General features: G+C 43.5%; 27 protein-coding genes, 4 tRNA genes and 4 pseudogenes. 19 read left to right on the top strand and 16 right to left on the bottom strand.

The window, feature by feature from the left end:
- Positions 1-88: 88 nt before the first annotated feature.
- The 5 genes and pseudogenes from PSI17_RS11545 to PSI17_RS11520 all read left to right on the top strand — a co-directional run.
- Positions 89-532: pseudogene (locus tag PSI17_RS11545) on the top strand (Tn3 family transposase); the annotation flags it as partial.
- A gap of 276 nt (positions 533-808) precedes the next feature.
- Entirely contained in the window at positions 809-1,126 is a 318-nt protein-coding gene (locus PSI17_RS11535; protein ID WP_273552121.1) for an IS630 transposase-related protein, read from the top strand.
- Between the two features lie 566 nt (positions 1,127-1,692).
- Positions 1,693-2,151: pseudogene (locus tag PSI17_RS11530) on the top strand (Hcp family type VI secretion system effector); the annotation flags it as partial.
- 284 nt (positions 2,152-2,435) lie between these two features.
- Positions 2,436-3,305: a DUF6402 family protein gene (locus tag PSI17_RS11525; protein WP_273552120.1), complete on the top strand. Its 870-nt coding sequence runs from the start codon at positions 2,436-2,438 to the stop codon at positions 3,303-3,305.
- Positions 3,292-3,720, top strand: coding sequence for a DUF6201 family protein (locus tag PSI17_RS11520; RefSeq protein WP_273552119.1), 429 nt, complete (start codon positions 3,292-3,294; stop codon positions 3,718-3,720). The genes PSI17_RS11525 and PSI17_RS11520 overlap by 14 nt, the downstream gene beginning before the upstream one ends.
- Positions 3,721-3,779: 59 nt before the next feature.
- Here PSI17_RS11520 and PSI17_RS11515 read toward each other — a convergent pair.
- A pseudogene (locus PSI17_RS11515) lies at positions 3,780-3,932 on the bottom strand (IS701 family transposase); the annotation flags it as partial.
- 89 nt (positions 3,933-4,021) lie between these two features.
- Between PSI17_RS11515 and dinQ the strand changes: the two are divergent.
- Positions 4,022-4,105, top strand: coding sequence for a damage-inducible type I toxin DinQ (gene dinQ / locus PSI17_RS17445; RefSeq protein ID WP_350223157.1), 84 nt, complete (start codon positions 4,022-4,024; stop codon positions 4,103-4,105).
- Positions 4,106-4,291: 186 nt separating this feature from the next.
- Positions 4,292-4,591 (top strand): hypothetical protein, encoded by a 300-nt coding sequence (locus PSI17_RS11510; RefSeq protein ID WP_273552117.1) that lies wholly within the window; start codon positions 4,292-4,294, stop codon positions 4,589-4,591.
- 253 nt (positions 4,592-4,844) lie between these two features.
- Here the strand turns inward: PSI17_RS11510 and PSI17_RS11505 are convergent.
- A tRNA-Lys gene (locus PSI17_RS11505) sits at positions 4,845-4,920 on the bottom strand.
- A 233-nt stretch (positions 4,921-5,153) separates the two neighbouring features.
- Between PSI17_RS11505 and cycA the strand changes: the two genes are divergently transcribed.
- Complete coding sequence (gene cycA / locus PSI17_RS11500) at positions 5,154-6,560, top strand: D-serine/D-alanine/glycine transporter (protein ID WP_273552116.1); 1,407 nt, start codon at positions 5,154-5,156, stop codon at positions 6,558-6,560.
- A 56-nt stretch (positions 6,561-6,616) separates the two neighbouring features.
- Here the strand turns inward: cycA and PSI17_RS11495 are convergent, their stop codons facing one another.
- Entirely contained in the window at positions 6,617-6,886 is a 270-nt protein-coding gene (locus PSI17_RS11495; protein WP_273552115.1) for a DUF4440 domain-containing protein, read from the bottom strand.
- Between the two features lie 246 nt (positions 6,887-7,132).
- Here PSI17_RS11495 and PSI17_RS11490 point away from each other — a divergent pair, with 246 nt between their 5' ends.
- A complete protein-coding gene (locus PSI17_RS11490) occupies positions 7,133-7,636 on the top strand; it encodes a GNAT family N-acetyltransferase (protein WP_273552114.1) in 504 nt (167 codons plus the stop codon).
- A gap of 15 nt (positions 7,637-7,651) precedes the next feature.
- Here the strand turns inward: PSI17_RS11490 and PSI17_RS11485 are convergent.
- The 4 genes and pseudogenes from PSI17_RS11485 to PSI17_RS11475 form a co-directional block, all read right to left on the bottom strand.
- A pseudogene (locus PSI17_RS11485) lies at positions 7,652-7,968 on the bottom strand (IS1 family transposase).
- Between the two features lie 44 nt (positions 7,969-8,012).
- Positions 8,013-8,072, bottom strand: coding sequence for a hypothetical protein (locus tag PSI17_RS17440; RefSeq protein WP_443256026.1), 60 nt, complete (start codon positions 8,070-8,072; stop codon positions 8,013-8,015).
- 589 nt (positions 8,073-8,661) lie between these two features.
- Positions 8,662-9,654: a leucyl aminopeptidase gene (locus PSI17_RS11480; protein WP_273552113.1), complete on the bottom strand. Its 993-nt coding sequence runs from the start codon at positions 9,652-9,654 to the stop codon at positions 8,662-8,664.
- A gap of 428 nt (positions 9,655-10,082) precedes the next feature.
- Complete coding sequence (locus PSI17_RS11475) at positions 10,083-10,994, bottom strand: LysR family transcriptional regulator (protein WP_273552112.1); 912 nt, start codon at positions 10,992-10,994, stop codon at positions 10,083-10,085.
- Positions 10,995-11,118: 124 nt separating this feature from the next.
- On the opposite strand from PSI17_RS11475, the gene PSI17_RS11470 reads away from it, so the two are divergent.
- The 9 genes from PSI17_RS11470 (at position 11,119) to PSI17_RS11430 (ending at position 17,042) form a co-directional block, all read left to right on the top strand.
- Positions 11,119-12,045: a DMT family transporter gene (locus PSI17_RS11470; RefSeq protein WP_273552111.1), complete on the top strand. Its 927-nt coding sequence runs from the start codon at positions 11,119-11,121 to the stop codon at positions 12,043-12,045.
- 175 nt (positions 12,046-12,220) lie between these two features.
- Positions 12,221-12,583: a hypothetical protein gene (locus PSI17_RS11465; protein ID WP_273552110.1), complete on the top strand. Its 363-nt coding sequence runs from the start codon at positions 12,221-12,223 to the stop codon at positions 12,581-12,583.
- A 241-nt stretch (positions 12,584-12,824) separates the two neighbouring features.
- Complete coding sequence (locus PSI17_RS11460) at positions 12,825-13,163, top strand: GFA family protein (protein WP_273552122.1); 339 nt, start codon at positions 12,825-12,827, stop codon at positions 13,161-13,163.
- Positions 13,164-13,531: 368 nt separating this feature from the next.
- Positions 13,532-14,191 carry a UvrY/SirA/GacA family response regulator transcription factor gene (uvrY, locus tag PSI17_RS11455; protein ID WP_273552109.1) on the top strand — a complete coding sequence of 220 codons (660 nt, stop codon included), beginning with the start codon at positions 13,532-13,534 and terminating at the stop codon, positions 14,189-14,191.
- Between the two features lie 23 nt (positions 14,192-14,214).
- On the top strand, positions 14,215-16,047 hold the full coding sequence (gene uvrC / locus PSI17_RS11450; protein ID WP_273552108.1) for an excinuclease ABC subunit UvrC: 1,833 nt from the start codon (positions 14,215-14,217) through the stop codon (positions 16,045-16,047).
- A 55-nt stretch (positions 16,048-16,102) separates the two neighbouring features.
- Entirely contained in the window at positions 16,103-16,651 is a 549-nt protein-coding gene (gene pgsA / locus PSI17_RS11445; protein WP_045970105.1) for a CDP-diacylglycerol--glycerol-3-phosphate 3-phosphatidyltransferase, read from the top strand.
- 144 nt (positions 16,652-16,795) lie between these two features.
- A tRNA-Gly gene (locus PSI17_RS11440) sits at positions 16,796-16,871 on the top strand.
- A 4-nt stretch (positions 16,872-16,875) separates the two neighbouring features.
- A tRNA-Cys gene (locus tag PSI17_RS11435) sits at positions 16,876-16,949 on the top strand.
- Positions 16,950-16,955: 6 nt separating this feature from the next.
- Positions 16,956-17,042 (top strand) — tRNA-Leu (locus tag PSI17_RS11430).
- Positions 17,043-17,357: 315 nt separating this feature from the next.
- On the opposite strand, the gene PSI17_RS11425 is transcribed toward PSI17_RS11430, so the two are convergent.
- The 9 genes from PSI17_RS11425 to PSI17_RS11385 form a co-directional block, all read right to left on the bottom strand.
- Entirely contained in the window at positions 17,358-17,585 is a 228-nt protein-coding gene (locus PSI17_RS11425) for an ogr/Delta-like zinc finger family protein (RefSeq protein WP_273552107.1), read from the bottom strand.
- Positions 17,586-17,647: 62 nt separating this feature from the next.
- A complete protein-coding gene (locus tag PSI17_RS11420; protein ID WP_273552106.1) occupies positions 17,648-18,760 on the bottom strand; it encodes a phage late control D family protein in 1,113 nt (370 codons plus the stop codon).
- Positions 18,757-19,254 (bottom strand): phage tail protein, encoded by a 498-nt coding sequence (locus PSI17_RS11415; RefSeq protein ID WP_273552105.1) that lies wholly within the window; start codon positions 19,252-19,254, stop codon positions 18,757-18,759. The genes PSI17_RS11420 and PSI17_RS11415 overlap by 4 nt, the downstream gene beginning before the upstream one ends.
- 2 nt (positions 19,255-19,256) lie before the next feature.
- Positions 19,257-22,073, bottom strand: coding sequence for a phage tail tape measure protein (locus PSI17_RS11410; RefSeq protein WP_273552104.1), 2,817 nt, complete (start codon positions 22,071-22,073; stop codon positions 19,257-19,259).
- On the bottom strand, positions 22,066-22,185 hold the full coding sequence (locus PSI17_RS11405) for a GpE family phage tail protein (RefSeq protein WP_273552103.1): 120 nt from the start codon (positions 22,183-22,185) through the stop codon (positions 22,066-22,068). Before PSI17_RS11405 ends, PSI17_RS11410 begins: the two co-directional genes overlap by 8 nt.
- Positions 22,186-22,199: 14 nt before the next feature.
- Positions 22,200-22,517, bottom strand: coding sequence for a phage tail assembly protein (locus PSI17_RS11400; RefSeq protein WP_273552102.1), 318 nt, complete (start codon positions 22,515-22,517; stop codon positions 22,200-22,202).
- 33 nt (positions 22,518-22,550) lie between these two features.
- On the bottom strand, positions 22,551-23,066 hold the full coding sequence (locus tag PSI17_RS11395; RefSeq protein WP_273552101.1) for a phage major tail tube protein: 516 nt from the start codon (positions 23,064-23,066) through the stop codon (positions 22,551-22,553).
- An 11-nt stretch (positions 23,067-23,077) separates the two neighbouring features.
- Positions 23,078-24,250, bottom strand: a complete 1,173-nt coding sequence (locus tag PSI17_RS11390; protein WP_273552100.1) for a phage tail sheath protein — start codon at positions 24,248-24,250, stop codon at positions 23,078-23,080.
- Positions 24,251-24,380: 130 nt separating this feature from the next.
- Positions 24,381-24,956: a recombinase family protein gene (locus PSI17_RS11385; protein WP_273552099.1), complete on the bottom strand. Its 576-nt coding sequence runs from the start codon at positions 24,954-24,956 to the stop codon at positions 24,381-24,383.
- A gap of 246 nt (positions 24,957-25,202) precedes the next feature.
- On the opposite strand from PSI17_RS11385, the gene PSI17_RS11380 reads away from it, so the two are divergent.
- On the top strand, positions 25,203-25,415 hold the full coding sequence (locus PSI17_RS11380; protein ID WP_273550710.1) for a hypothetical protein: 213 nt from the start codon (positions 25,203-25,205) through the stop codon (positions 25,413-25,415).
- The last annotated feature ends 24 nt before the right edge of the window (positions 25,416-25,439 follow it).

The raw sequence follows: 25,439 nt of genomic DNA, 5'->3' as shown, positions 1-25,439 counted from the left end.
ATGGTCAGTTAAACGGTGTGCTAATTAACCATAAAATCCCACGGCCTTCAAGCACTTTTAATGTGGATGTCAAATGAAGAATGTACCACTAGCCAAAGCACTGAGAGAAATAGGTCGCATTGAGCGAACGTTGTTTATGTTGGATTGGTTCTGCGATCCGGCATTACGTCGCAGGGTACAAGCTGGATTGAATAAAGGTGAAGCTCGTAATGCGCTGGCGCGTGCAGTATTCATGCATCGGCTGGGAGAAATCAGGGATAAAAAACCGGAAAATCAGAGCTATCGCGCCAGTGGGCTAACACTGCTAACAGCGGCTATTTCACTGTGGAATACCGTTTATATGGAAAGAGCGGTTGATGCTCTGAAGCGAAAGGGGCTCAAGATCAACGAGCAGTTATTGTCGCATTTGTCGCCATTAGGTTGGGAACACATCAATCTGACAGGTGATTATATCTGGAAAAGCAACCGAATACCGGCTTCAGGTAAGTTTCGTCGCTTGAGACCAGCTAAAGTCGAAAAGGTTAAAAAATAGCCTTAACGTACAATAATTTTCGATATCCAAACTGACCCCTAGAAAGGCGAAAGCTGAGGCGGAAGGATTAACATTTCCCGGCAAGAAGTATAAGAGGTTATCGCATAAGAACTTTATGGTTAAAGTTCCCAAGGTTCTTGGTGATGAAACATCGGCTAAATTTTTAGCCAAAGATGAATACAGTATTGCTAATGGAGCTACATCAGTTCGTGATATAGCTGAATCATAATACTATGGCATAATACCAGCACTTCAATAACAGGGCTGAGTGGTGAGATGGGCTACAGTTTAGATTTCCGAAAAAGAGTACTGGCATACAAGGACAAGCATTCATTGACTTTCGAACAAACGAGTGCCCATTTTGAGATCGCTATCCGCACTTTGTTTCGGTGGAGTCACAAAATAGAACCCTGTGTGGCGCGTGATAAACCGCCCACGAAAATCAGTAACGAGACGCTCCTTATTGATGTCCAAAATTATCCTGATGATTATCAATGGGAAAGAGCAAAACGTCTGGGCGTCTCACAGTCCGCTGTCCATTACGCGTTGAAACGGCTGAATATTACCGTCAAAAAAAACGTTAAAACACCCTAACGTTGACGAACAGGCTCGTCAGATATTTGTCGAGCGCCTCCGTCATTATGAATAAGCGGGCAAACCGATTGTTTATCCGAAGAGGCCGAAGAATGGCTTCCGGCAGTGCCTGAACTTCGCAGAGGTTGACCAATGGATAAACTTTTGGTGTTAACTATGCATACTATGCACAAAACAGAATAATTATATGATATTAAAGGTAAAAATAAGATGTATAGTTATCTTTTAACTGTGCGCCAACTGTACACCAGTTAGGTATCGTCAGGGTGAACAGTTGTGCATAGTTGAGAGGGACAAAAAGGTTTTCAGGGGGCTATCTTCTGGCAGGAAAATAAAAGCCGGAGGAATACAAGAAGATAAATTTAGTACATCAATTTGTTTTTTTATTAGGGTACTATCTGAAATTTAAATCAGGTAATTATCTGATTTTATTTAATAAGAGAGGTTAATCACAATTTTTCTGGTGATCTTTTATTCATGCTGGAATAGATAAGCATTGCTGTTATATCCTGTTTAATTGATGCTGTAATGAGCATCCATTGAAAATCAGATTACAGGAGACAGGAATGTCATATCTCATTTACTTGTCGTTAAAGGGCAAGAAACAAGGCTTAATCTCGGCGGGTTGTTCAACGCCTGAATCTATCGGTAACCGCTATCAGGCCGGGCGGGAAGATGAAATACAGGTATTGCACCTCAGCCACATGATGACACGTGATCAGAACGTCAATCATCTTCCGGTCAGCTTTACCAAACCCATTGATAAATCCTCCCCGTTGTTGGGGTTAGCAATAGACAAGAACGAGTTGCTGGATGCCCTTTTTAAGTGTTACCGCGTAAACCTTGCCGGACAACTCGAATTCTTTTACGAAATCAAACTGACAGGCGCCACCATTGTTGATTTTTCCTGTCACTATCCGCACTCAATTAATGACAATGACCAAATCCCGTATGAAACAGTGCAGCTTGATTATAAGTCGATATCATTCACGCACCGCGCGGCAGGGACAACGGGTTACGCAGTATCGCAATTGCAGGGGCGTGAGGAGGAAAGGCCCCTGCTTTCGGGGTTTTCGTCGTTGATTAAGCCACTTGAAACGGCAGTAGAGGCTCTATTTAGCCATAAGTTCACGCTAAAAAATGAAATTGACGGGAAAACATGTGGTGATCTTGCTTATGGCATCAAAACTGAAAAAGGGTTGATAAAAGGGGTTTCGAAAGAATCTGGTGTTACGAATTCTATCAATTCGAAAAAAGAAGAAGATATTGAAATTGAATATTTGCATCAGATAAAAATAGGGATGGATAAATGAGTATTTTAAAAACAAGAACCGTTAAAGGCGGAGCAAATACAGATATTTATTTTAAAAAACTATCTCTTTATGATATTCCAAATATCATGGATAAAATGGGATGGCCTGTGGCCTCGGCTTTAATGCGTCATTGGTTTGAAAGACCATTTGCTGAAATTACGGATTCATTAAGAATTAGATACATGAAAGGGAAAGCCATTGAAATTCCTGATGATATGTACAATGATAATATAGTGAAAATGAGTTGGGCTATCAGATATAAGCAAGTACAGGATGCAATAGATGAGTTGATAAATGAAAAACTAGGTAATAAAGCCTCCAGTAATAGTCTATTTGGAAGGTTATTAGAAAGGAATATAATTAAATCGTCATCATCGAAAGAAGTATATGCTGGATATGATGATAATATTCTTGATATTGATTATACAACTCAAGTTAATATGACTCAATTTGGTGGTTTTTTTGATACTGTTGATGAGTTAAGAGGTGCCATTGGTTCCGGTAATTTAGAACTTTGCATTCGAGGATGCTATGATTTATCTGGGGAAAAGAAAAAATTTTTAGTTGATAAAATTGGATTTTATATTAAAGATTCCTATGATTTTTCAGGAGGTAGTGAATTATTAGGTATATGGAGTTGGGACGGGGTTCTTCCTTTTAGTGATATGCCAAAATATATGGCTAGTCATGCCGCAGGATTTTGGGGAAAACTATACAGAGAATATAAAGGATTTGTTCCTGTCTTTAATAAAGATTTCAGGGAATGGCAAAAAACACATCATGAAGGTGGTGACTTTATTGTTTTCTCAGATGTTTACTGGATAGATCCTCCGAGTGAATTTAAGGTGATGTATGAAATTAAGTAAGTTACTTAAATATGGCATCATTACCATGTTTTTTTTATGGTGGTTTTTTCTATCACATGTAACATTTGCAACAAATTCGTTTTTTATAACTGAGGATAGGAATGATAACTATGTCGTTAGATATTATTACCCTGCACCTATAAATATATTTGGCATGTATTTCAGAATAATAAAGGAACGTCCGCATTATGTTGTCTTATATGATAAGGATAATAATTTCATCGGCCAAAGCTCACCTTTCGTAATTCCTAGCTCTATACATATTTTAGGTTCTGAACATATATTGCCGAATATGTCTATAGGGAATGAACAAGATCAACGTTTCTATATTAGTGGTGAACCTTTTGATGGAGCTTATACTATACCTGTAAAAGAAAAAAAATGGTGGAGCAAAATACTGCAATATTTCCATTAACTGAATGAAAATTTTTGTCAATATTCTGTCTTCATGTTTTCGCAAGTTTAGCCTCTGAATAGTTGCCAGCCATTTTTACGTTCAACGTCACTGAGCAGCCCCCGGAGATAAGCGAGGCTGCGTTGCTGTGGGCCGGGATGGTGAAACAAGGGAGCCAGACGGGTATGAAGTGAGAGCAGTTCCTGTTCCCAAGCATTGGTCGGTGAGTGCATTAACACCTCCCCGTATTTTCAGGAAAAAAATGTCAGGGTCATCATGCCACAATGAGGCGTACGACTGTAGTACTAGCTGGAGCAAACGGATGAAGAGGTTTATTGATACCGCTATCATCGTTCTCAAAGCATTAGTTGCGCTTTTAGAATTGATCCGTACATTTCTGAAATAGATTACGGAAAAGTAGATAAGGCCGCCGGTTATCCCTCGGTGGCCTTTAACATTTCTGATGTTTGGCGAATCGCTTTATTCTTTTTCAATTTTTTATTTCCCACCAAACGTAACCAGACGTACACAGCGTCATTCACTGCCTCACTTATTCGTCAACCATAGTTAATTTGGATCGCGTCCCTGCGTCGTGCTCACGCCGCGCAATCCCCACGAAATAAAAGTAAACCCGCCGCAAAACGGACTACACCGCACCCGCCTGCACGTTTTGGATCAAAAAATTATTTCAGTTTTGAAATTCTACAAAGCCAGTTGCCAGACCGCGCCAGTACTGGCGGTGCGGGAAAAATCGCAAAATGAAATGGGTGAAAAGATTTTCAGGAAATTACAGTTTTTGGATCTAGAACGGATCCAGGAAAAATATCAGCGCATTGATATTAAAGGGGAAATTCTATTTTACGTGAGAAGTAGGATCACGAAGAAAGGTTAAGGAAAATTTCGAAATGCAGTAATGGTGCGATTTTGTGGTCGTCAGGAAACTGAAATCAACAGAATCAATAAGCATCTTTTCACTGACCGAAAAAGTTTTTTCGCTTGGTTTGATTAAATGAAAAACATTCAGTAAAAAATGGGATAGAGAATGCTCAAAAATCCCTGTCGCCATTTTGTCGCCACTGACCTGTAAAAGTAAAAAAGCCACCTATCGAAAAGTGGCTTAATTCACTGATTTTACATCTAAAATCTGGTGGGTCGTGGGAGGCTCGAACTCCCGACCAATTGATTAAGAGTCAACTGCTCTACCAACTGAGCTAACGACCCGACACAATCAATTATTCTCCAGTGTCATTGGGACGTCAATGTTCTATTTCTACTTTTTTACTGATTGGATAAAATAAGAACAATGAATTCTTAACTGATTGGTTGAACTATGCTCACTCTGTTTTTCATGTGAAATCCTTCTGTTAATACCGCGGTTGTCTATGTCACAATGTTCAATTAAACACAGCGTGAGGGTATTAAGGCCATGCTGTGAGAATAAATTGGATACAACTATGGAAGAAAAAATACAACCCACTCACACTCCTGAAACGGGAGATTCGCATCTGAAGCGAAGCCTCACCAACCGACATATACAGCTAATCGCAATTGGTGGTGCCATTGGTACTGGCCTGTTTATGGGATCAGGTAAAACTATCTCTCTTGCAGGGCCGTCGATCATTTTTGTTTATATGATCATAGGTTTTATGTTGTTTTTCGTTATGCGGGCAATGGGAGAGTTATTACTTTCTAACTTGAATTATAAGTCGTTTAGTGATTTCTCTGCGGATTTACTGGGACCCTGGGCCGGTTTTTTTGTGGGCTGGACTTATTGGTTCTGTTGGGTAATTACGGGCATAGCAGATATTGTTGCTATTACGGCTTATGTTGGATATTGGACACCCGGCTTTCCAGAATGGGGAACTTCGCTTCTTTGTGTGCTGGTATTGTTGACTCTGAATCTCGCGACCGTAAAACTGTTTGGAGAACTGGAGTTTTGGTTTGCCATGATCAAAATCATTGCCATTATTGCCTTGATCGTAACCGGAGGCATTTTGATTGGCATGAATTTTCAATCACCGGCAGGGCATGTAGCTGCAATTTCTAATGTCTGGGATGATGGTGGCATGTTTCCGATGGGGATAAGCGGCTTTTTTGCCGGGTTCCAGATAGCGATATTTGCTTTTGTCGGTATTGAATTGGTAGGAACTGCCGCTGCGGAAACTAAAAATCCAATGAAATCCTTACCAAAAGCAATTAATGCTATTCCAATCCGCATTATCACGTTTTATGTGTTAGCCCTGATTGTCATTATGTCGGTCACGCCATGGCGAACCATCATTGCGGATAAAAGTCCTTTTGTGGAATTGTTTGTCTTGATTGGATTGCCTGCTGCCGCCAGCATTGTTAACTTTGTGGTTCTGACTTCTGCGGCGTCTTCGGCAAACAGCGGGGTTTTTTCTACCAGCCGGATGCTGTTCGGGCTGGCGAAAGAAGGAGATGCGCCAAAGCAATTTAGCCGTCTTTCCCGTCGTTCGGTTCCTGCATCAGGGTTGATATTTACTTGTCTGTGCCTCTCTTTTGGCGTTATTTTGATCTATTTTATCCCCGATGTGATGCGAGTTTTTACTCTTGTGACGACCGTTTCTGCAATTCTATTTATGTTTATTTGGAGCATGATCTTATGTTCCTATCTGGCTTATAGAAAACGTCGCCCAGAGCTGCATCAGGCTTCGGTCTATAAGATGCCATTTGGTATTGTGATGTCTTGGCTATGCTTGGCTTTCTTTGCTTTTGTCTTGGTATTGCTCTCCTTACAGCCGGACACGCGCCAAGCGTTAATAGCCACACCCATTTGGTTTATCATTCTCATGATCGGGTTTCAGATTGTGAAAAAGCGTAAAACCCGCCTGACTCGCTAACTAAAAATTTCCGTCAATTAATCTGTAATGGCTCAAATACTGGGCCATTCTTTATTTTAAGCAGGCATAAGCGTACCTTGATGAAATCTCAGTTGCCATTTATCGGTTGCAGATAATTGCCAGATTGATGAACGAATTGCTTGATTAAATGAGTTGCCAGTTCGATCTATTTCATAAGACTGATAAGTGAGCAATGCAATATTTTCATCAAGAAAGGTCATAGAAAAATCTTTCGAGAAAATTTGGGAAGTAGGTTTTTTTTCTGTCGTTAATCCATCGAATACATCTTTTTTAGTATAAACATAACCTGATTTCCAGAAAATCATCGTGTAACACCGTGTTGAGCCAATCGGCATTATTTCTTTTTTTACTATGAAGGCTCAATTCAAGACTTTTGAGTAATTCAAAAATAGCTACGCTTTCCTGAGACATATAAACTCCAAAGGGAATAAAGATTAGTAACTAACATTACTAATAGGTTGAGTGATTACTTAAAATAAATATTTAATACTCTATTTACATTTATTTTTTTATCAGGTAGTTATAAAAGGGTCAAGCTGAAAAGGGGATGTATGGAAATTATAATTAGGGCAACTGAGCCAGAGGATGCAGAGCATTACCAACAAATTTTTAGCCACCCTGATGTTTACTCTAATACGTTACAACGCCCGTGTCCTTCGAATGAAATGTGGCAGGAACGTTTAAAGCTAAATAAAACGCAAGGAAATATTGATTTTGTGGCTGAAGTAAATGGCAAGGTCGTTGGCACAATAGGGTTATATACCTATTCTAATCCAAGGCGCAGACATACAGTGGGGATTAGTATTGGTGTTGATGCGGCTTATTTTGGTAAGGGCATTGGTTCAAAAATGATGGCTTTTGCGATTGATTATACATTCAATTGGTTAGGTTGTATCAGAATTGAGTTGGAAGTTTTTGCTGATAATGAAAAAGCAATTGCCTTGTATAAAAAATTTGGTTTTGAAGCTGAAGGGATAAGACGTATGCAGTCATTCAGAAATGGTCAATATTGTGATGTGCTGGGGATGGCTTTAATCAATAGTCGGCTTGCATGATGTTTTTATACGCAATTAAAGAACTCTGTTTGTATTGAATAACTCGGTCATGACTCCAATTTGTTGATAATGATGAATGTTCAGATTATATCCTATCATTCTGTCATACATTTCTATGGATTTTGAAAAAGACAACGTTTTGCGAGTCAGCCTTGCCAAATGCTGATGAAGATTCAGGTTATGCCTCTTTATGCGTTGGGTATAACGCTTGCTGGCCACAGGTAGTTTCCCCGCCAATGCTTTTTCATCATTTTTCGTCTTATCCTCCCGTAGGCATAAAAGAGCCAACGAGGCTGATTCTTTGACTTCACGTACGCCCATTGTTCATTCATCTCACAGCAGACAATCACTCTGGTGTCGGGCGCAATGGCTGCGATTACCGATTTTGGTCTGCGCTTTTTAAATGGCGAAGCACCATATTCAGGCCAGTCCCCATCACCCGAGCCGTCACAATAAATTGATGTCACGATCCAGCATCTTGATAAGAAATAGATTGTGCATCAAATAAATTTGATGATTTAATTTTTTTGGTGAAAAAAGATAATGAATTGGTTTTGAGAATAGGTGATTTTTGTAGGAAAATTCAAATATAAAAACGGAGAAAAATTCTCCGTTTTTATATTTGAGTATTATATTTTAATCTAAAAAGAGTATATTTTTTAAAGAGGCCACATGGCTGTTCCTACAGGAACAACGGCTTTTTCTTGCATGATTTCAACGGCCTCTTCAAAGGTTTCCTCTTCAAACCATTCATTTAATTCGATAGTGATATCTTCCATATTAATTAACCTCAATCTTACTCAGTTTACGACGGCTAGAACGGTATGGCGAATAACTTGATAACGCTACAAATCATAACTACACTACTATGGAAGAATTGTAAATAAATATCTTATGACAAAATAAAAAATATTTTTACCTAGAAATTATGGTGAGATTTCATTAATTATTTATAAAAACTGAATAGATTGACTATTTTATTGATTTTCGCATGTGGATTTGGGATTAATAATAATTTTAATTAACTAAATATTAAATAATTCATTATGAAAAAATTTCGTTTTATCAAAAGATAGACTTCCTCCTTGAAAAATAAGATCTAAATGATGGCTACCCATTGCCCCGCCACCCAATCCAAGATGCAGTCCTGGGTGCCGTTCTTCAAAGCCGGCGTTTAAACCATAAAGTCTTTTAACACCGCAGTTTGTCCCAATACCAAATTCTTCAATAACGCTATTGCTTGGATTAGAGGACAAATATTTATCAAAATCTTGAGAAAAGGTAGGGTCATGGCAAGTAAAATCGATGATTTGGCTATTTTTTATTTTTATTTTGAAAAAGTCTTGCACAACACCATACTTAATAGCAAAAGGAATAACACTGAGAAAAGCTCCACTGAAAGTAACACATCCTTCTAAATCATACAGTTTTGTTGCTATTTCACCTGGAGTAATATCATAATTATCCCTACCATCAATTGATGTCCACGATTGATTTTCGTTAATAGTTGCAGTAAGAATGCAATCATTTTCTTGCTCAAAGATAACATGTTTGCTTGCTATGGCAAGATTTATGAGTAGTTGATTTCTATTACTAATTGTTTTTATCTGCTCGGAAAAAGCCTCATAAAAATGCTCGCCATAATCTTTGAGTATAATTGATTTTCGCCAATTTTTTTGCATGACTTGTCTTATGGGAGATAAGAAATTAGGCCCAGATGATGTAAAAGGTTTTAATGTTGATGAAAGATAAAGAAACATAAAAATATCACATTTCTCAATATGTTCAATTAAAATCGTTGAAGATGTAGAATCAAGAGGGAGTAAGCAGGTTTCTAGAAAAGAAAATTTTGTTGTGGCACTCGAAATATTTTCAATGATATCTCTATGTTGCTTATCCCATCCAATTAATAGGTTAATGACTTCTCCATTTTCTCTTTTTTCCTTGATTGATGGATGATGGAGCAAATTAGAAAACATATTGCTTATGCTTTCGTTTTTTTCATCAATAGATAACATAATAACCTCATGATTTAAAAATGAAAAATGCTTTCTTGATTGTTTTTTGTATTGAGTATGACGATATTTCAATGAGTTATAAAAAAGTTTCTTTTCAAATTGTTTGTTTAATCTGATAGTGATACCTTTCCATATTAACTCGAAAATTATCATATTGTTGGTCGTTGAATTATACCATAATTAGCAATCTCATCACTGTAACATCATAACCCTAATGATAGGGTTGTAAATAAATATTCTATCATTGTCATCACTGTGTACTGCGGGATAAAAGGAAATTAACGCCAGCCAGTCCTGAAAGTTTATCTTGGTTTTGAAGAACGACATCAGCCAAAAAATCAGGGCGAGAGCATGAAAGCCTGTTTTTTGAACGATCCGTGCAAATAAAACACTGATTGATACTTTAACAAGACCGAATTGAGTGATATTCACCCTATAATTGATTGTGTTGCATACAAATTAAGATCAAAAAACGTTCGTGCTCTCGCCCTGGCCAAAAAATCTGCCACTTTTCGTATTCTGGGAGACTGGGCTAAGTCAGATTGAATAACCAGCCAGATGGGCTTATCTATGCCTAAATCAGGAGAAATACAAGTCAGTCCAGTGTCATTGGCGGCAATATGAGGTAATACGGCTAACCCCAAACCCGCGTTTGCCGCTGCAATTTGAGAGCAAATTGATGTTGTTGAAACCGCAAGTGGGCGCCCTTGTAGGACTTGTTTAAGCCAGTTAACTGACGGCAGTTGCGAATACTCATTTATCCAGCCAATAAAATGAGCGTCGTTGTATTCGCCCCTAAATATACCGGAAGGGCAGGTAGCCACGTAGGTTTTGCTGCCATAAAGACCAAATCCTAAGGTTCCCAGTTGTCGGACATTAACATGGCCTTGCTCCGGCCTGATAATACGAAGTGCTAAATCAGCATCACGGCGGTGAAGATTTACGGGATAGATATCTGTTGTGATTTCTAATGTCAGGTTTGGGTGATTTTTTTGTAAGGCCGGCAAGTTTGGTATAATTAAATAATTGGCCAATGTTTCGAGTGTTGCAAGGCGTACACTTCCTGCAATAGTCGCCCGTATATCGGCTTCAAACAAAAATGAACTTGCAGCTCTTTCCATGGGCTTGGCTTTTTCCAGTAGCTCTGCACCATCTTCCGTTAGCCGATAACCCGCCTGATGCCGCAGAAATAACGGCATTCCGAAGGTGTTTTCCAGACGTTCAATTTTTCTCGAAACGGTTGCTACACCAATACCAAGAAGCTCGGCCGCTTTGCTGATCGTACCTGCTCGCGCGACTGCCAAGAATATTCTAATGTCATCCCAAATCAGTGATTGCATGGTGTGTTTTCCATTTATGAAAAATTGATTACCAATATTGCCTAAATATTTCAATTTTGAAAGATGTCACAATGATTTTACCAAGGGGTGCTCTGTTTGAAATAAATTAATTAAGGTAATGAATATGAGAGTGACACCACAGTTAGCGATTGCACTGACGTTAATTGCAACATTCTTTTGGGGATCAAATTTTCAGGTAACGAAATTTGCACTGGCAAGTTTGCCACCGTGGACCGCTTCTGTTGAGCGTTTTTTCTATGCCGTTATCTGTATTTTTATTTTTTTGGCATGGAAAGAGGGGATTCACAGTAAGGCATTGAAACAAAATTGGTGGGCATTTATTGTGCTTGGCGCGATTGGTGTGGCGGGGTTTAATGGGGCATTTTTTGTTGGTCTCCAAAGTTCCAATCCGGTTACGGCAGCTTTGATTGTGGCAACGACACCTATCTCTGCCAATATTCTGGAAGCTATTATAAACCGTCGGTTACCTGGATTATTACGAGTTGTGGGTATGGCGATCAGTTTGTTGGGGGTTGCTTTGGTTATTACCAACGGTGAATTGATTTCAGGTGGTGTAACTCAGGTAGTAACCGGCGATATACTCATTTTTATCGGCAGCCTTGGCTGGTCAATTTACACAGTAGGAACACGGGTATTTGTTAAAGATGCGACGCCATTGGAAACGACTAGCTGGACAATGCTTTTTGGTGCGATCATATTAGTATTTATTGCGTTTTTTGTAGAATCACCGGTGACTGCATTACCTGATGGAACATTTGAAAGTCATTTGGCTTGTCTCTATATAGGTATTGGTGGTTCCACTATTGCCTATCTATTTTGGAATATGGGTGTTGCTATTCGTGGGGCAGGAAAGACGGCGATATTTTTTAACTTTGTGCCTATTTTTGCACTGATTATACAGGTAATGATGGGGAATATACCCAGTTTGCCACAAGTGATTGGTGTTGTTATCGCTATTGTGGGGGTACTTTTGGGACAGGGAAGTATCACTGGGAATAAGCTATTTAAAGGTATTTTAAGCAATCGTTAGTGGTATATTATCAATGACTGGTCACTTTTAAGTTATTATTGAAAGGTGACATATTTATTGAAGAAAAATGGGATCTCACCTAATTTTTTGGGTGAGATCCAGCGTATGATCATTGATAAAAATAAAAACTAACTTACAATCAAGATGGTAACTAATTTATTAGTGGAGATCTGATATGGAAAAATTTACTGATAAATTAATTAGCCTGGACCGATTTCTTTTACGGATACTGCGATTTCTTTTTCATGCGTTTATCATCTTTTTGATCGGTATTATCCCAGGCGTATTGGGTTTTTTCTTGATCGAAAGTCATGCTATTCCTGATGCAATACTGAATTCTGTCTCAATGATTGGAACACAAAACCTGCATATTGAACCAATCAGTACACTGGGAAAATATTTTGCTGCCATTTATGGGCTATTTCTTCAGGCCATCTTTTTTATCGCCATAGGCATGGTAGTGACACCTTTCGTTCACCGAATACTGCACAGTTGGCACATTGATGATGAAGATAGCGAGGACGTGAAAGATAAATAATTTACTTTTCCTTCTATCAAGCTGCAATTTGACGGTTCCAGAGCATATTTTTTATAGCTAGAAATTAGAGAGTTATTACGGTGAGTATCGTATTTTTGATGAAATATAGTGGCAGGGTTATTCAATCTCCGATATAAGGTTTTTTCCTATAAATTTATTACAGGTAAAGAGTAAAATGATGAATCAAGGTCGTTGTTTATGTGGGGCAGTGAATGTAAAAACCAATCAACGGATTTAAGATATTAACGTATGCCATTGTGAAACATGTCAAAAATGGAATGGCGGTCCATTTTTATCTGTAGATTGTAAGGATGATCTAAAAATAGAAGGAACTGAAAACATTTCAATATATTCATCGTCCGAATGGGCAGAACGAGCTTTCTGTAAAAAATGCGGCACACATCTTTTCTACCATTTGCATCATCCAAGTGCTTATTACGTTCCAGTTGCTTTGTTTGATAATGGTAACTCTGGTAAATTATCTCGTCAAATTTATGTGGATAGCAATCCGGCGTATTATCATTTTGTTGAAAAGACTCCGATGCTGACTAAAGAAGATGTCCTTAACTTATTTAAATAATCGTCGCAATATGGGGGAAATATTTCCCTCATATTGTTCTGGATTAAAATAAATTGTTACGAGTAATTTAGCGATATGTTGTTTAAAAAGATATTAAGCCAAAATCAGATGGCTATATATTTAATAATAAACAAAATTCTTAAAAAATCTCATTTCATTGATATGTGACAATTTTCTTTTTGTTTTGCACTAATGTTAGTATAATCGATTATCTCATCCAAAAGATTTTGATATCACTCAAAGAGGATGTTGTCTTCTGTTAACTTATCTTATGAAAATCATAAAGATAAGTTCAGCGTGCCTGTTTGGTTTTGGCACTTATTAATTTCTCATGATTTCAGTAGGTATTACGTTAGTGGAGATGTTGTTTGATTAATGTCTTATTAGTTGATGACCATGAACTGGTTCGCATTGGTGTGAAAGGCGTTCTTGACGATGTAAAAGGGATTAAAGTCGCAGGAGAAGCCAGTAGTGGAGAAGATGCGATCAGATGGTGTAGATCAAACAGCACGGATGTTGTCGTCATGGATATGGGAATGCCCGGGATGGGAGGGCTGGAGGCAGCCAAGAAAATCATCCGCTATTCGCCGGACACACGAGTGGTTATGCTAACCATCCATACTGAAAGCTCTTTGCCTGCGAAAGTGATGCAGGCAGGGATCAGAGGATATTTGAGCAAGGCTGCGACACCTCAGGATATGATCAATGCAATCCGGACTGTTTATGCTGGACAGCGTTATATTTCCCCGGATATTGCCCAGCAAATGGCGCTCGATCAGTTATCACCACAAAAAGAAAACCCGTTGGATGACCTCTCAGAGCGGGAATTTCAGATCATGACAATGATAACTCAGGGGCGTAAAGTTAATGAGATTTCTACGCTGCTTAATCTGAGTCCCAAAACGGTGAATAGTTATCGTTATAGGATGTTCAGTAAACTAAATATCAAAGGTGATGTAGAATTGACCCATATGGCGATACGCTGTGGATTACTTGATGCGCAGAATATGGTAACTCACGGTGGATAATAATATTTGATGGGTGATCAGTCGTGGCGGAACTATTTGATTCAAAATCATTTTTAAAAACAGTCACCAGCCAGCCGGGCGTCTACCGTATGTATGATATCACTGGCACAGTGATTTATGTTGGTAAGGCCAAGGATCTTAAAAAACGGTTATCGAGCTATTTTCGGGTACAAGTCAGCAGTCGCAAAACAGAATCATTGGTGAAAAATATCGTCCAGATAGACGTCACCGTTACCCACACAGAGACAGAAGCGCTTCTGCTCGAACATAACTACATTAAGCTATATCAGCCTCGCTACAATGTGCTGTTGAGAGATGATAAATCTTATCCTTACATTTTCCTGAGTAATGATACCCATCCTCGTCTCACCCTATATCGTGGAGCCAAACATGCGAAGGGCGAATACTTCGGCCCATTTCCCAATTCCCATGCAGTACGTGACACTTTGGCTTTATTGCAGAAACTATTCCCTATTCGCCAATGCGAAGACAGTGTATATCGCAATCGTTCAAGGCCTTGTTTGCAATATCAGATTGGCCGCTGTCTTGCTCCTTGTGTTAAAGGATTCGTAACGGATGAAGAATATCAGCAGCAGGTTGAATATGTTCGCTTATTTCTGGCGGGGAAAGATCAGCAAGTGTTGAATGAGCTGGTTGGAAAAATGGAACAAGCGAGTCAACAGCTTAAATTTGAAGAAGCTGCTCGCTATCGTGATCAAATCCAAGCAGTACGGCAAGTGACTGAACGACAATTTGTTTCCGGAGAAGGTGATGATCTTGATGTTATCAGTGTCGCTTTTGAGGCGGGGATGGCTTGCGTGCATGTCTTATTTATCCGGCAGGGAAAAATATTGGGTAGCCGAAGTTATTATCCCAAGATCCCGGTTGATACGAAATTAGATGAAGTAGTACAAACTTTCCTTGGCCAATTCTATCTTCAAGGCAGCCAAAACAGGACGTTGCCGACAGAAATTCTGTTAGACTTTGCATTATCAGAAAAAGCATTGTTGGAAGCATCACTTTCTGAAATATCGGGCAGAAAAATCTATATCCAGGCACGACCAAGAGGCGATAGGGCACGTTACCTGAAATTAGCACGTACCAATGCCGCCACAGCCTTGATGACCAAACTTTCCCAACAATCGACAACTCATCAGCGATTGGAATCACTGGCTACCTTTGTCGGTCTTGAAAAAATTCAACGTATGGAATGTTTCGATATCAGCCATACGATGGGAGAGCAAACTGTTGCATCTTGCGTTGTTTTTGATGGTAACGGGCCGGTGCGTGCAGAGTACCGCCGCTATAATATTACAGGCATCACCCCGGGAGATGATTATGCTGCGATGAACCAAGTTTTGCACCGTCGATATAGCAAAGCGATCGACCAAACAAAAATCCCGGATATTATCTTTATTGACGGTGGCAAAGGGCAACTTGCACGTGCGATTGAAGTTTTTGATTCTCTGGAGGTTGAATGGAATAAAAAGCATCCTAAGCTGATTGGTGTGGCGAAAGGCAGTGATCGTAAGGCTGGGTTGGAAACGTTGTTTTTTGAAGCGAAAGGAGAGGGAATAGCACTTCCTCCTGATTCACCTGCGTTACATGTTATTCAACATATTCGTGATGAATCTCACAACCATGCCATCACAGGGCATCGTCAGCGTCGAGAAAAAGTGAAAAAGACCAGTACATTGGAGTCAATAGACGGTATTGGGCCAAAACGCAGACAAATGTTACTTAAATATATGGGTGGATTGCAGCCTTTACGCAACGCAAGTGTAGAAGAGATCGCAAAAGTGCCTTCTATTTCTTACGCACTGGCAGAAAAAATCTATAATGCGTTGAAACGCTAAAAGTATTGATGCACCATATTATAAACTTTACATGGCCAGATAGTTACTAAGCATTATGCAATTAAATATTCCAACATGGCTTACCCTGTTCCGTATTGCCTTAATCCCATTCTTTGTTTTGGCATTTTACCTGCCATTCCAATGGGCACCGATGTTATGTGCCATTATCTTTATAATCGCCGCTGCAACAGATTGGTTTGATGGTTTTCTTGCCCGTTTGTGGAAACAGACAACGCGCTTTGGTGCATTTCTTGATCCAGTGGCGGATAAAGTGATGGTGGCTACTGCGCTGGTATTGATTGCAGAACATTACCATACGTGGTGGATCACACTGCCCGCAGCGACCATGATCGCGCGTGAAATCATCATATCCTCCCTGCGTGAGTGGATGGCGGAATTGGGAAAACGCAGTAGTGTGGCGGTTTCTTGGATGGGCAAAATAAAAACCACAGCACAAATGGCGGCATTGGTTGCCTTATTATGGCGGCCTTGTATCGAATTTGAAGTAGGGGGATTTGTCTTATTATATGCCGCTGCGGTCTTGACGTTCTGGTCAATGTTCCAATATTTGAGCGCTGCATGGGATGATTTGCGTGAAGGTTGATCTAAACGACGCAAAAATCATCGAACGAATGGGTTTTATAAATAATTGTGTTGACTCATTTCGTGAAGTAAGTAGAATGCAACGCATCGAACGGCGCATGAGATTTACAAAACAAGTTAAATAAATCAAGCAGTTCGAAGAAGGGCGGGAATAGCTCAGTTGGTAGAGCACGACCTTGCCAAGGTCGGGGTCGCGAGTTCGAGTCTCGTTTCCCGCTCCAAAAAGGCGCGTTGGCAGAGTGGCCATGCAGCGGATTGCAAATCCGCCTACCTCGGTTCGACTCCGGGACGCGCCTCCAAATTTAGCCCAGGTGGTGAAATCGGTAGACACAAGGGATTTAAAATCCCTCGGCTGTAAGGCTGTGCGGGTTCAAGTCCCGCTCTGGGCACCAAATAAAATTCACTGTGAATACAGTGGGTTAGAGACAGAAAAGGCCACCTTTACGGTGGCTTTTTTACTATCTGGATTTGCATGAAAAATGCGAAGTGGCAGCAGATTGGCAGCGCCTTGGCACTACTGGTTTTTTATCCAATAGCATTTAACCCACCTTCTTTCTCTCGCTAACACCTTATTTTTCTTCTTTTTAGAAAATATTCATTTGAATAAAAAACCATCTTTATTGCATATTTATTGTTCGGTGTGATTTTTCGTACCGGAAATGGAAAAATGGCGACTAGCCCCTTTGATAAAAGAGGCTGTATTCAGGTTAGAAATTATCAAAACACAGCGTGGTTTGTTGATTATCAGTCGGATGAGGCGGTGCCGCTTCAATCAGTGTCGGCTTGGTAACAAAACGGACAACGGTTTCATGACTGACGAACGTCGCGCCACAATTGATATTCTGGCATTGGTTATAACGTTCTTTGGTTTGGGGCGTGTGCTCAAAACTGCTGCGGGTATGGGCAACATGATAGCATAAGGGGCATTTCATCATGATATGAGCGCCTTACTGAAATGGCTGCCAGCTATGTTAGGCAATAGTGCGATTATAGCAAATCATGCGCCCATGTCTGCATCCGAAATGTTCACTTCCAGATCCAGTGCTGAGGTTAACCCGCTGTCATTGAGCGTATGAGTGACCGTGACCAAAGTCCAGCCTGCCTGATCAATCTCAGGCTTAAATCCCCTGACTTTCACTTTCATTTCAGGAAACAGCTCAGGGCGGCCTGTTGCCAGTTGCATGGAAAATGACGCCACCCCGCGCTGGATTTTCTCCCATTCGGCTTTGGCGGCGCGTTCGGCGTTAGATTTATACGCATAGGTATGTTTCAGCACCAGCACGTTGCCCTCACTGCCGGCCAGATATTCCCCTTGCTTTTCTTCCTTTTTCTTCGGTGTGGCTGGCGTGGTTTTGCGCCGTTTGCGCTTGACGGTAACCTTTTCTTTTTTCTTGGGTTCACGGGTATTCAGCCAACTGGCCGATACCCCAGTATAGGCGCTGCGGTCAGCCAGTGAAAAGCGGTAGCTGTCACCGGACTTGCGGGTAATGTTCACGGTGGGTAACGGGAGGCCGCTGACGGTTTGGTTTTGTCCCTGCGGCATAAACAGCAAGTAGCCGTTCTTGACGGTGGCAATGGCACCTTCCTGTTTTGCCAGTCGGGTTAGGAAACTGCCGTCAGATTCGTTAGTCTGGTCGATATGGTTCAGCATGATATTTGACAGAGTTTCATCCACTGCGGGCTTGAGGTTGTTACGCTGGGCGATGGTGCGCACAATGTCGCTGATGGTTTTCTGGTGATAGGACAGTTCACGGCTGATATTGAGGGTCGCCCGAAAATCTGCACTGCGGGCGCGTACTGTTATTTTATCCGGTGCGCCGCTGTATTCGATTTCATCCACGATAAACCGCCCCTTGTGAACAAGCGCTGCTCCCTGCCAGCCTAAATGCAAGGATAGTTCCGTCCCGCGACGGGGCAAGGATAACAGGCCGTCGCTGTCGTCCAGTTCAATATCAAGCTGGTCAGCCTCAAAGCCGCGATTATCGGTCAGGCTGAGGGAAATCAGCCTATCTTGAATGCGGGCGTTGATATTGTCCTTGTCCGCACTCAGGACATAAACGGGGACGTGGGTTTTACCGGTGACCCAGTTCAGATCGGGTAATGACATCATGAAAATAACCCCGTTATTTTATCGGAAACCGCTGTTTTCAGTTCGCCGAGCCTATCGGTCACCTGACCTGTTAGGTTACTCAGTTGGCTGTTTAAATCACCGAACATCTCACCCAAATTTTCATCCACCCGGCGCAGTGTAACCGTAAAATCGATCTTGCGTGCGGCACCATCAATAAAGAATTCGGTTTTGGTCTGGTCAATACTCTCAATGATAAACATGCCGTAAATCGTGCCGTGGCCGTCCAGAAATGACCAGGCTTTGCCACTGTCGGCCATCATTTGCAGCGCCAGTAACGATAAGCGGCCGCCCGTGATTTCTGGATACAGGGTGCCCGAGAGGGTAATGGTGTCGTTGTTCGGCCCCATAAACTGGAATGCCGGCCTAGCGCCGATCCGGTTGTTAAAACCGAAGCGCCATGACTGTTGGTGTTGCAGGTTCTGGTAGGGTGTGGTTTTCAGCATAAAGACAAATAAACCTAATGCGGCCATCATGGTTAGAATTCCTCGCTGTCGTAGAAGGTGCTGCGTGCACGGGCGCGGCGTTGTTGCTCCCGGCGGTCAATTTCCTGCGCCACCATCCGCGCAATATCCTGCGATGATTGGGCGGGCGTGGGGTAAATGTTAATCGTATACGCGGGGCGGCTGTCGCTGTGCTGCTGGCTGATCACCGCGACATTAGCCGGTTGGTACTGAGAGGCCGGCAGGCTGTAGGGATGCAGGGGTGCCTGTTGGGTACTGGCTGAGGCCGTGCCCAATGATAATGCTGCGGCGGCCATGGTGGCGAGGGCGGCGGTTTGCCGGCGGCTGGTGACTCGCGCCGGGCCATTAATCAGCTCCGGCCCACGTTCTCCGACCAACCCGAATTTACCCGTCGGAATGTAGCCGCCGCGATCATGAGCACCAGAAAACGCGGCAAATGGGTTAGCGTGCGGGCGGGTAGCGTCGTTATAGGCATCCAGAGCCTGCTGCACCTCCGGCTGCTGGCTTTGTGTCTTCATAAAATCCGGGGTCACCGCGTCCTTAATTTCGCTGCCCAAATTTGCAATGCTCTGCTTCAGGGCTTTCCATTTCTCTTTGATGCCGTTAATCAGTTTGTCGATGATCTCAGTGCCGAACTGCTTAAATTTTTCCGGCAGTTTTTTGGTATCTTCCACAATCTCATTCCATTTATCGGAAATGTTTTTTTTGATGCCATTCCATTTGTTCAGGGTATCCTGCTTAATTTCTTCCCACTTGTTGAGGATTTTCTGCTTAATGTTTTGCCATGCCGTGGAGACGTAGGCAGCAATATCATCCCAGAGTTGTTTAAACCACGGGCCGAGTTTGTCCCAGTTTTTCCAGATGAGATAGGCGGCAATGGCAATAGCCGTCAGGATAAGCAACAAGGGATGCGTCAATGCCAGCACTTTTAGAAATCGCAGGACACCCCCCAACTTGGTGAGCGCGCCGCTGAGACCCAAAACGGAACCGGCCCCTTTGATACCGAGCACAGTCAAGCCGAGCCGTATCATCGCTAGCGGGCCAAGCAGGGTCGCCAGCACCAGTGTCAAGGCACCAAAAATCGCCAGTATGATACCCAGCCCGGCCGCTGCAATGGAGAGGTATTTAGCCACAGTCGGGTGTTCCTGAAAAAAGGTTTTAATTTTGCCGAGCATTTCCGAGAGCTTGGCCAGCCCCTTGATATAGAGTGGCAGCAAATGATCGCCGATTTGTTTGTACAGGTCGCGTTTACGGGCTTCCATTTCTAGCTCTTGTCCCTGCGCTGTGGTCTGGCCTTCCGCTATTAGCTGATCCACTTTGTAGGCCTCGTGTCCCGCCTTGATTTGTTTCTCGATATTGGCGTGTTCACGGTACATGGTTACAAACAGATCAGCCCCTTTGCGGTTAGAAAACAGTTTAGCAATGGCGGTTTCCATGCCACGCTCATCTAACTGCGGGCGCTTTTTGCGTATTCTGGGGACAATGTCTTCCATCAGATAGCGAAACGGATCGGACTGAAATTTCTCCGCATTCACCAGCGCACCCGGTTTCACCTTGGTGATATGGCCAGTCTTGCCGTACTTGACTGCACCTTTTTTCAATAATCCCAACTCGTTTAATTCTTCTGCCGCGCCCTGTGTGGTACGTCCCATCATCAGGTTTTGATAGGCACTCGCCAGTGATGTCCCGGTTCTGTCACCACCAATCTGTTGGATAATGTGCGACATGGAGAAATAAAACGCTTCATCACTCATCTGTTTGGCGGCAACATTACCGGTTTTGAGCATGGCCATATAATCGCTGGGTAATACCAGCCCGCCACTGGCAGCCATCGCCTGTGCAGACAGATTGACTGATTTTTTAAATTCGTCGGTATTATTAATCATGTTGCGCAGTTCGGCGATTTTCAGCACTTCCTGTGATTGATCCCGCATTTCCGTGGCTTTCTCCTCACTGATACCGTGCATGGACAGGAAGCGAGTGGCGTATTGCAGTTTCAGCAATTCGGGCGTCACCATTTTGGCTTCGTCATAATGACGCAAGACGGAATGGGCTTCTTTCAGTATTTTTAAGTTATCCGAAGTGGCGTTACCCACGATTTTAATGCTGCTGGAGAACTTGTTGGCATCCTTCAGGATGTTATCCCCGACGCCGAGTGCGCGAAATTCCGCCATCTCCTTATGGTAGATGGAGGCTTCATTAAGCATCGGCTTAACGCCCATCAGCAAACCGCCGCCCGTAGCGCCCATGCCGGCCGCGCTCGCCAGCATACTGCCCTGTACATTTTTGACGTTGTGATAACGGGATTTGGCGGCAGACAGGCGTTTTTCCCGCTGCTGCAATTGTTCCAGTCGCTGCTGCTGTTTCGTCAGCGTGCTGTTGGTGCGGCTGATATCGCCGTTAAGCCGGCGCTGGGCTTCGCCAAGGTTCTTGGTTGATATGCCACTGGCGCTCAGGGCATCGCGCTGGCGTTGCAGCGACTGGTTTAAGGCTTGGGTTTTTTCCTTGAACTGGGCGGCAGCTTTTTTTGCCCGCTCAAATTGCTGAGCCTGCGCCTTGGTCGGGTTTTCAACCGATTTCATTTCACGCGCCAAAGCGGCAGCGCGCTGGGTTGCTTCGCGGTAGGCTTGCTGCGTGTCGATTAACGTTTTCTTGGTTTTGCGAAAGCCATCAATTCGCCCGGCCTGTTGGTTCAGGTCGCGCAGTTGCTGGCGCGACTGTTTGAGCGTTTCTGCCAACCGCTTATTGGATTCTTGTGCGCTCTTAAACGGGCGGGTGAGTTTGTCCACCGCGCCCAGTATCACTTGCAGGCGTAAATTTTGGTTACTCATTTTCTGCCCCACTGCGTTTCATGGCCCGGTAACGCCATTCCAGCAATTCGGGCAGGCTCATGTCAGCCGTCACGGCGGGCGACCAGTGAAAGACGGTGGCAATATCAGCCACCAGTTCATCGACGGTTAGCTGTTCTGGAAATCGGACTTGACCGACTTCGGCAACAAAAAATTGACCACCTCAATGGAGAGGTTGATCAGGTCACCCGGTGACATCAGCAGTAAATCGTTTTTGGTCAGTGCCGGCGCGGTGATGCGGGGCAAAACCAGCATGATGGAATCCACGTCCATCTCCATCAGCGCCTGCAATCGCACCCCGCGCAGGGCACCGCTGTTGGGCTTGCGGATAATCACGTCGCTGATAGTAGCAGCTCCACGGACAATCGGATCTTCCAGCGTGACAGTGGCCTGTTCGGGCTGGGTGACAGGGGTTTGTTCGGTCATGGTTAATTTTCCTGATGTGAGTTAGTAAATAATTTACAGGCCAATGGCGCGGCGATGGGCGTCGAGACGGTCAACGCCGCCGACAATTTCCACCATGTTGACGGTGTCGATCTCGATCAGCACGTCACCGTCCCACGTCAGTTTAAAGTAGGTATTTTTAGAGCTGACCTTGGTCTGGGTGTTATCCCCCTGCTTGTAGCTGCCGTGGTCGAACTCTGAGAAGCGCCCGCGCAGGGCGACTTCCACGGCGATCACTTCGCCGGTATCGTCACGCTGAAAGGAGCCGTTAAATCGCAGGGCGACGCCGTCAACTTTTTCAATGCCCCACTGTTTATAGAGTTGGGCTTCGACGCCGCCCAGGGTGAATTCGGCATCCAGTGCGCCATCATCCAGCCCCAAATCGACGTTAGCCGCGCCGTTCATGCCGCCGCCCCGGTAGGCTTCGAGCTTGCGGCTCAGTTTGGGCAGGGTCATTTCTTCCACGACCCCGATGTAGTTGTTACCGTCATTAAAGAGGTTGAGGTATTTCAGTTTGCGAGGTAATGCCATCAGTTAGCCCCTTAGCTGTTAATACGGCTGGCAAAGTCTATGAGATATCGATCAGTAATACGCTGGCGCAGCAGCAGGTTTTCCAACGGCGGAATTGGCGTGTAATCGTAGTCGATGTACAGCTTGCCGGCTTTCAGGGTGTCCTTGTCGTTAACGTTGTCGTCATACCAGCACAGGCCATCAATCAGGTAACCGTTGGATTTCAGTTCACGCAACTTAGCATTGATGCCCTCAATGATGTCGCGCACCAGTGACGGTGTCAGTGGCTTGTCAATCGCCCACATATGCGCGTCGGCCATCGTGTCAGCCAGAACCTGAGCGGTACGGGTGTAGCTTTCAAACTGGAACAGCTTATCATCTGAGCAGGTACGGGAACCCCAGAAGCGAAAGCCATCTTTGCGGATCAGGGTGGTGACGTCGTTCTGGTTCAGCAGGTTGGCATCGGTGGCAACATCCTGCAAATCCCAGAAGACATCGGCCGAAATGCCGGTCACGCCATTGACGCCGACGTTGGACAGGGTTTTATGCCAGCCGGTCTCTTCGTCGATTTTGGCGCGCAATCCTAAGGCACGGGCGGTTGCATAAGCCACGGCCTCGCCGTTCCTGACCGTATCCCAATTGAGGAAGTCCGGCCAAATCAGCATCAGCTCACGCTGGTTAAAATTTTTGCGGTAGGTAATGGCCTCACTGATGGTTTTGCAACCGTGGGCGTGGATATAGGCCATCGATTTCAGCTGCTGGGCAATGCCGGCCAGTGCAACCGCCACGGGCAGGGTATCGTGACCGGGCACACCGAGAATACGCGGCTTAACGCCGAGCTGACCTTGTGCCGCCAGCAATGCCTGCATGCCAGTTTTCTTGCCCTCGTCAGTGACGCCGCCAATGATATTGGTGGTCGTATCAGCTTCGGTCTTGCCCTGAGCAACACGCACCACGACGGTCACGGGTCTAGCCTGATCCGCAATTGCCCGCAGGGTATGGAACAGGGTACCGGTTTTGCCGGCCTTGCCACTGGCGGTCAGGACATCGGTTAACAGCACCGGGGTATTTAAGGGAAATGTTTTTTCGTCGGCATCATCCGCCGTACAGACTACGCCGACAATGGCGGTGCTGACGGTGGTAGTGGTGCGAGTGCCTTCGTTGATTTCCTGCACGCGCACGCCGTGATGATAGTCTTGGGCCATAACAAAACGCTCCGGTAATAATGATGGCGTTATGGTGGTCGGTGTGACAATAAAATGCAGTGGGTTGGGTTTGTGTGGGGGCTGGTACAAAATGCAGGGTATAAAAATAGGGGCTGATGCCCCGTATTAATCAAAACACATCATCATTGGCGGCCGTGCCGACGGGCAGGTATTTGTAGATGGTTGACAGCGACACGCTGAAAATGTCAGCTATTTCTCGCCGTGTTTTTCCCTCAGACAACAGTTGACAGGCACACTGGAAATTTTCCTCTGATAGTGCCACTGGACGGCCACCAATCCGCCCCTGAGAACGTGCCGCCGCCAGTCCAGCATTGGTACGCTCAATAATTAATTCCCGCTCCATCTCCGCCAACGCGCTCATTACGTAAAAGAAAAATCTGCCCATTGGGGTACTGGTGTCAATACTGTCGGTCAGGCTGTGAAAATGAACGTTGGCATGAGTCAGTCGCTCATTGAGGGCAATCAGATTTTTCACGCTGCGCCCCAGCCGATCCAGTTTCCAGACGACCAGCGTATCACCCGGCTTCAGGTTATCTAATGCCTGTGTGAGCCCCGGCCGGTTGGCGGTTTTACCACTGATTTTATCCTCAAAAATCTGTTCACAATTTGCACCAACCAAGGCATTTCGTTGTAAGTCACTGTTTTGGTCATTTGTTGACACCCTGATGTAACCAATTTTTGCCATATCAAACTCCATTCAGTCCATGATAGGAGATTTTATCAAAATAACTCATTAAGGTACTGATTTTAATCAAATTAATGGTAATCGGATTATCCGGCAATCCCGTTAGTACGTGATGGAAATCACATTTTTATGATTTTTAATTTTGTTTGTATAGACAAACAAAATATTTGATTGTATATTTAAATCATGAACTGAACAGCCAGTTCACCGACAGGGCGGAACCCTGAATACGAATAGGAATGTACTATGATTACCATTAATGATATTTTCGGACGTGTTAACCAAAACGGTAATGTCGATATTTTGTATACAGAGACCGGCGAATCGATTACTCGTATTGATTTTATTGATAACCTATACCCTGTTAATAGTAATCTCAGTACCCACTGGGAACACCCAAATGGCATAGAGTTGTCAATAGAGGGCGCGTTACGCGTCGGTATTGAAATAGAGAATTAATTAATATGGGTGGCATAGCCACCC

Source organism: Xenorhabdus sp. IM139775 (assembly GCF_028598745.1).
In the GTDB taxonomy this organism is placed as follows: domain Bacteria; phylum Pseudomonadota; class Gammaproteobacteria; order Enterobacterales; family Enterobacteriaceae; genus Xenorhabdus.
This window is presented reverse-complemented; position numbering and strand designations above follow the sequence as displayed.

Bases quoted from the DNA above. Each gene is read 5' to 3' on its own strand.
- PSI17_RS11535 (WP_273552121.1), top strand. From the start codon at position 809: ATGGGCTACAGTTTAGATTTCCGAAAAAGAGTACTGGCATACAAGGAC.
- PSI17_RS11525 (WP_273552120.1), top strand. From the start codon at position 2,436: ATGAGTATTTTAAAAACAAGAACCGTTAAAGGCGGAGCAAATACAGAT.
- PSI17_RS11520 (WP_273552119.1), top strand. From the start codon at position 3,292: ATGAAATTAAGTAAGTTACTTAAATATGGCATCATTACCATGTTTTTT.
- dinQ (WP_350223157.1), top strand. From the start codon at position 4,022: ATGAAGAGGTTTATTGATACCGCTATCATCGTTCTCAAAGCATTAGTT.
- cycA (WP_273552116.1), top strand. From the start codon at position 5,154: ATGGAAGAAAAAATACAACCCACTCACACTCCTGAAACGGGAGATTCG.
- PSI17_RS11495 (WP_273552115.1), bottom strand. From the start codon at position 6,886: ATGATTTTCTGGAAATCAGGTTATGTTTATACTAAAAAAGATGTATTC.
- PSI17_RS11490 (WP_273552114.1), top strand. From the start codon at position 7,133: ATGGAAATTATAATTAGGGCAACTGAGCCAGAGGATGCAGAGCATTAC.
- PSI17_RS11480 (WP_273552113.1), bottom strand. From the start codon at position 9,654: ATGTTATCTATTGATGAAAAAAACGAAAGCATAAGCAATATGTTTTCT.
- PSI17_RS11475 (WP_273552112.1), bottom strand. From the start codon at position 10,994: ATGCAATCACTGATTTGGGATGACATTAGAATATTCTTGGCAGTCGCG.
- PSI17_RS11470 (WP_273552111.1), top strand. From the start codon at position 11,119: ATGAGAGTGACACCACAGTTAGCGATTGCACTGACGTTAATTGCAACA.
- PSI17_RS11465 (WP_273552110.1), top strand. From the start codon at position 12,221: ATGGAAAAATTTACTGATAAATTAATTAGCCTGGACCGATTTCTTTTA.
- pgsA (WP_045970105.1), top strand. From the start codon at position 16,103: ATGCAATTAAATATTCCAACATGGCTTACCCTGTTCCGTATTGCCTTA.
- PSI17_RS11425 (WP_273552107.1), bottom strand. From the start codon at position 17,585: ATGATGAAATGCCCCTTATGCTATCATGTTGCCCATACCCGCAGCAGT.
- PSI17_RS11420 (WP_273552106.1), bottom strand. From the start codon at position 18,760: ATGATGTCATTACCCGATCTGAACTGGGTCACCGGTAAAACCCACGTC.
- PSI17_RS11415 (WP_273552105.1), bottom strand. From the start codon at position 19,254: ATGATGGCCGCATTAGGTTTATTTGTCTTTATGCTGAAAACCACACCC.
- PSI17_RS11410 (WP_273552104.1), bottom strand. From the start codon at position 22,073: ATGAGTAACCAAAATTTACGCCTGCAAGTGATACTGGGCGCGGTGGAC.
- PSI17_RS11400 (WP_273552102.1), bottom strand. From the start codon at position 22,517: ATGACCGAACAAACCCCTGTCACCCAGCCCGAACAGGCCACTGTCACG.
- PSI17_RS11395 (WP_273552101.1), bottom strand. From the start codon at position 23,066: ATGGCATTACCTCGCAAACTGAAATACCTCAACCTCTTTAATGACGGT.
- PSI17_RS11390 (WP_273552100.1), bottom strand. From the start codon at position 24,250: ATGGCCCAAGACTATCATCACGGCGTGCGCGTGCAGGAAATCAACGAA.
- PSI17_RS11385 (WP_273552099.1), bottom strand. From the start codon at position 24,956: ATGGCAAAAATTGGTTACATCAGGGTGTCAACAAATGACCAAAACAGT.
- PSI17_RS11380 (WP_273550710.1), top strand. From the start codon at position 25,203: ATGATTACCATTAATGATATTTTCGGACGTGTTAACCAAAACGGTAAT.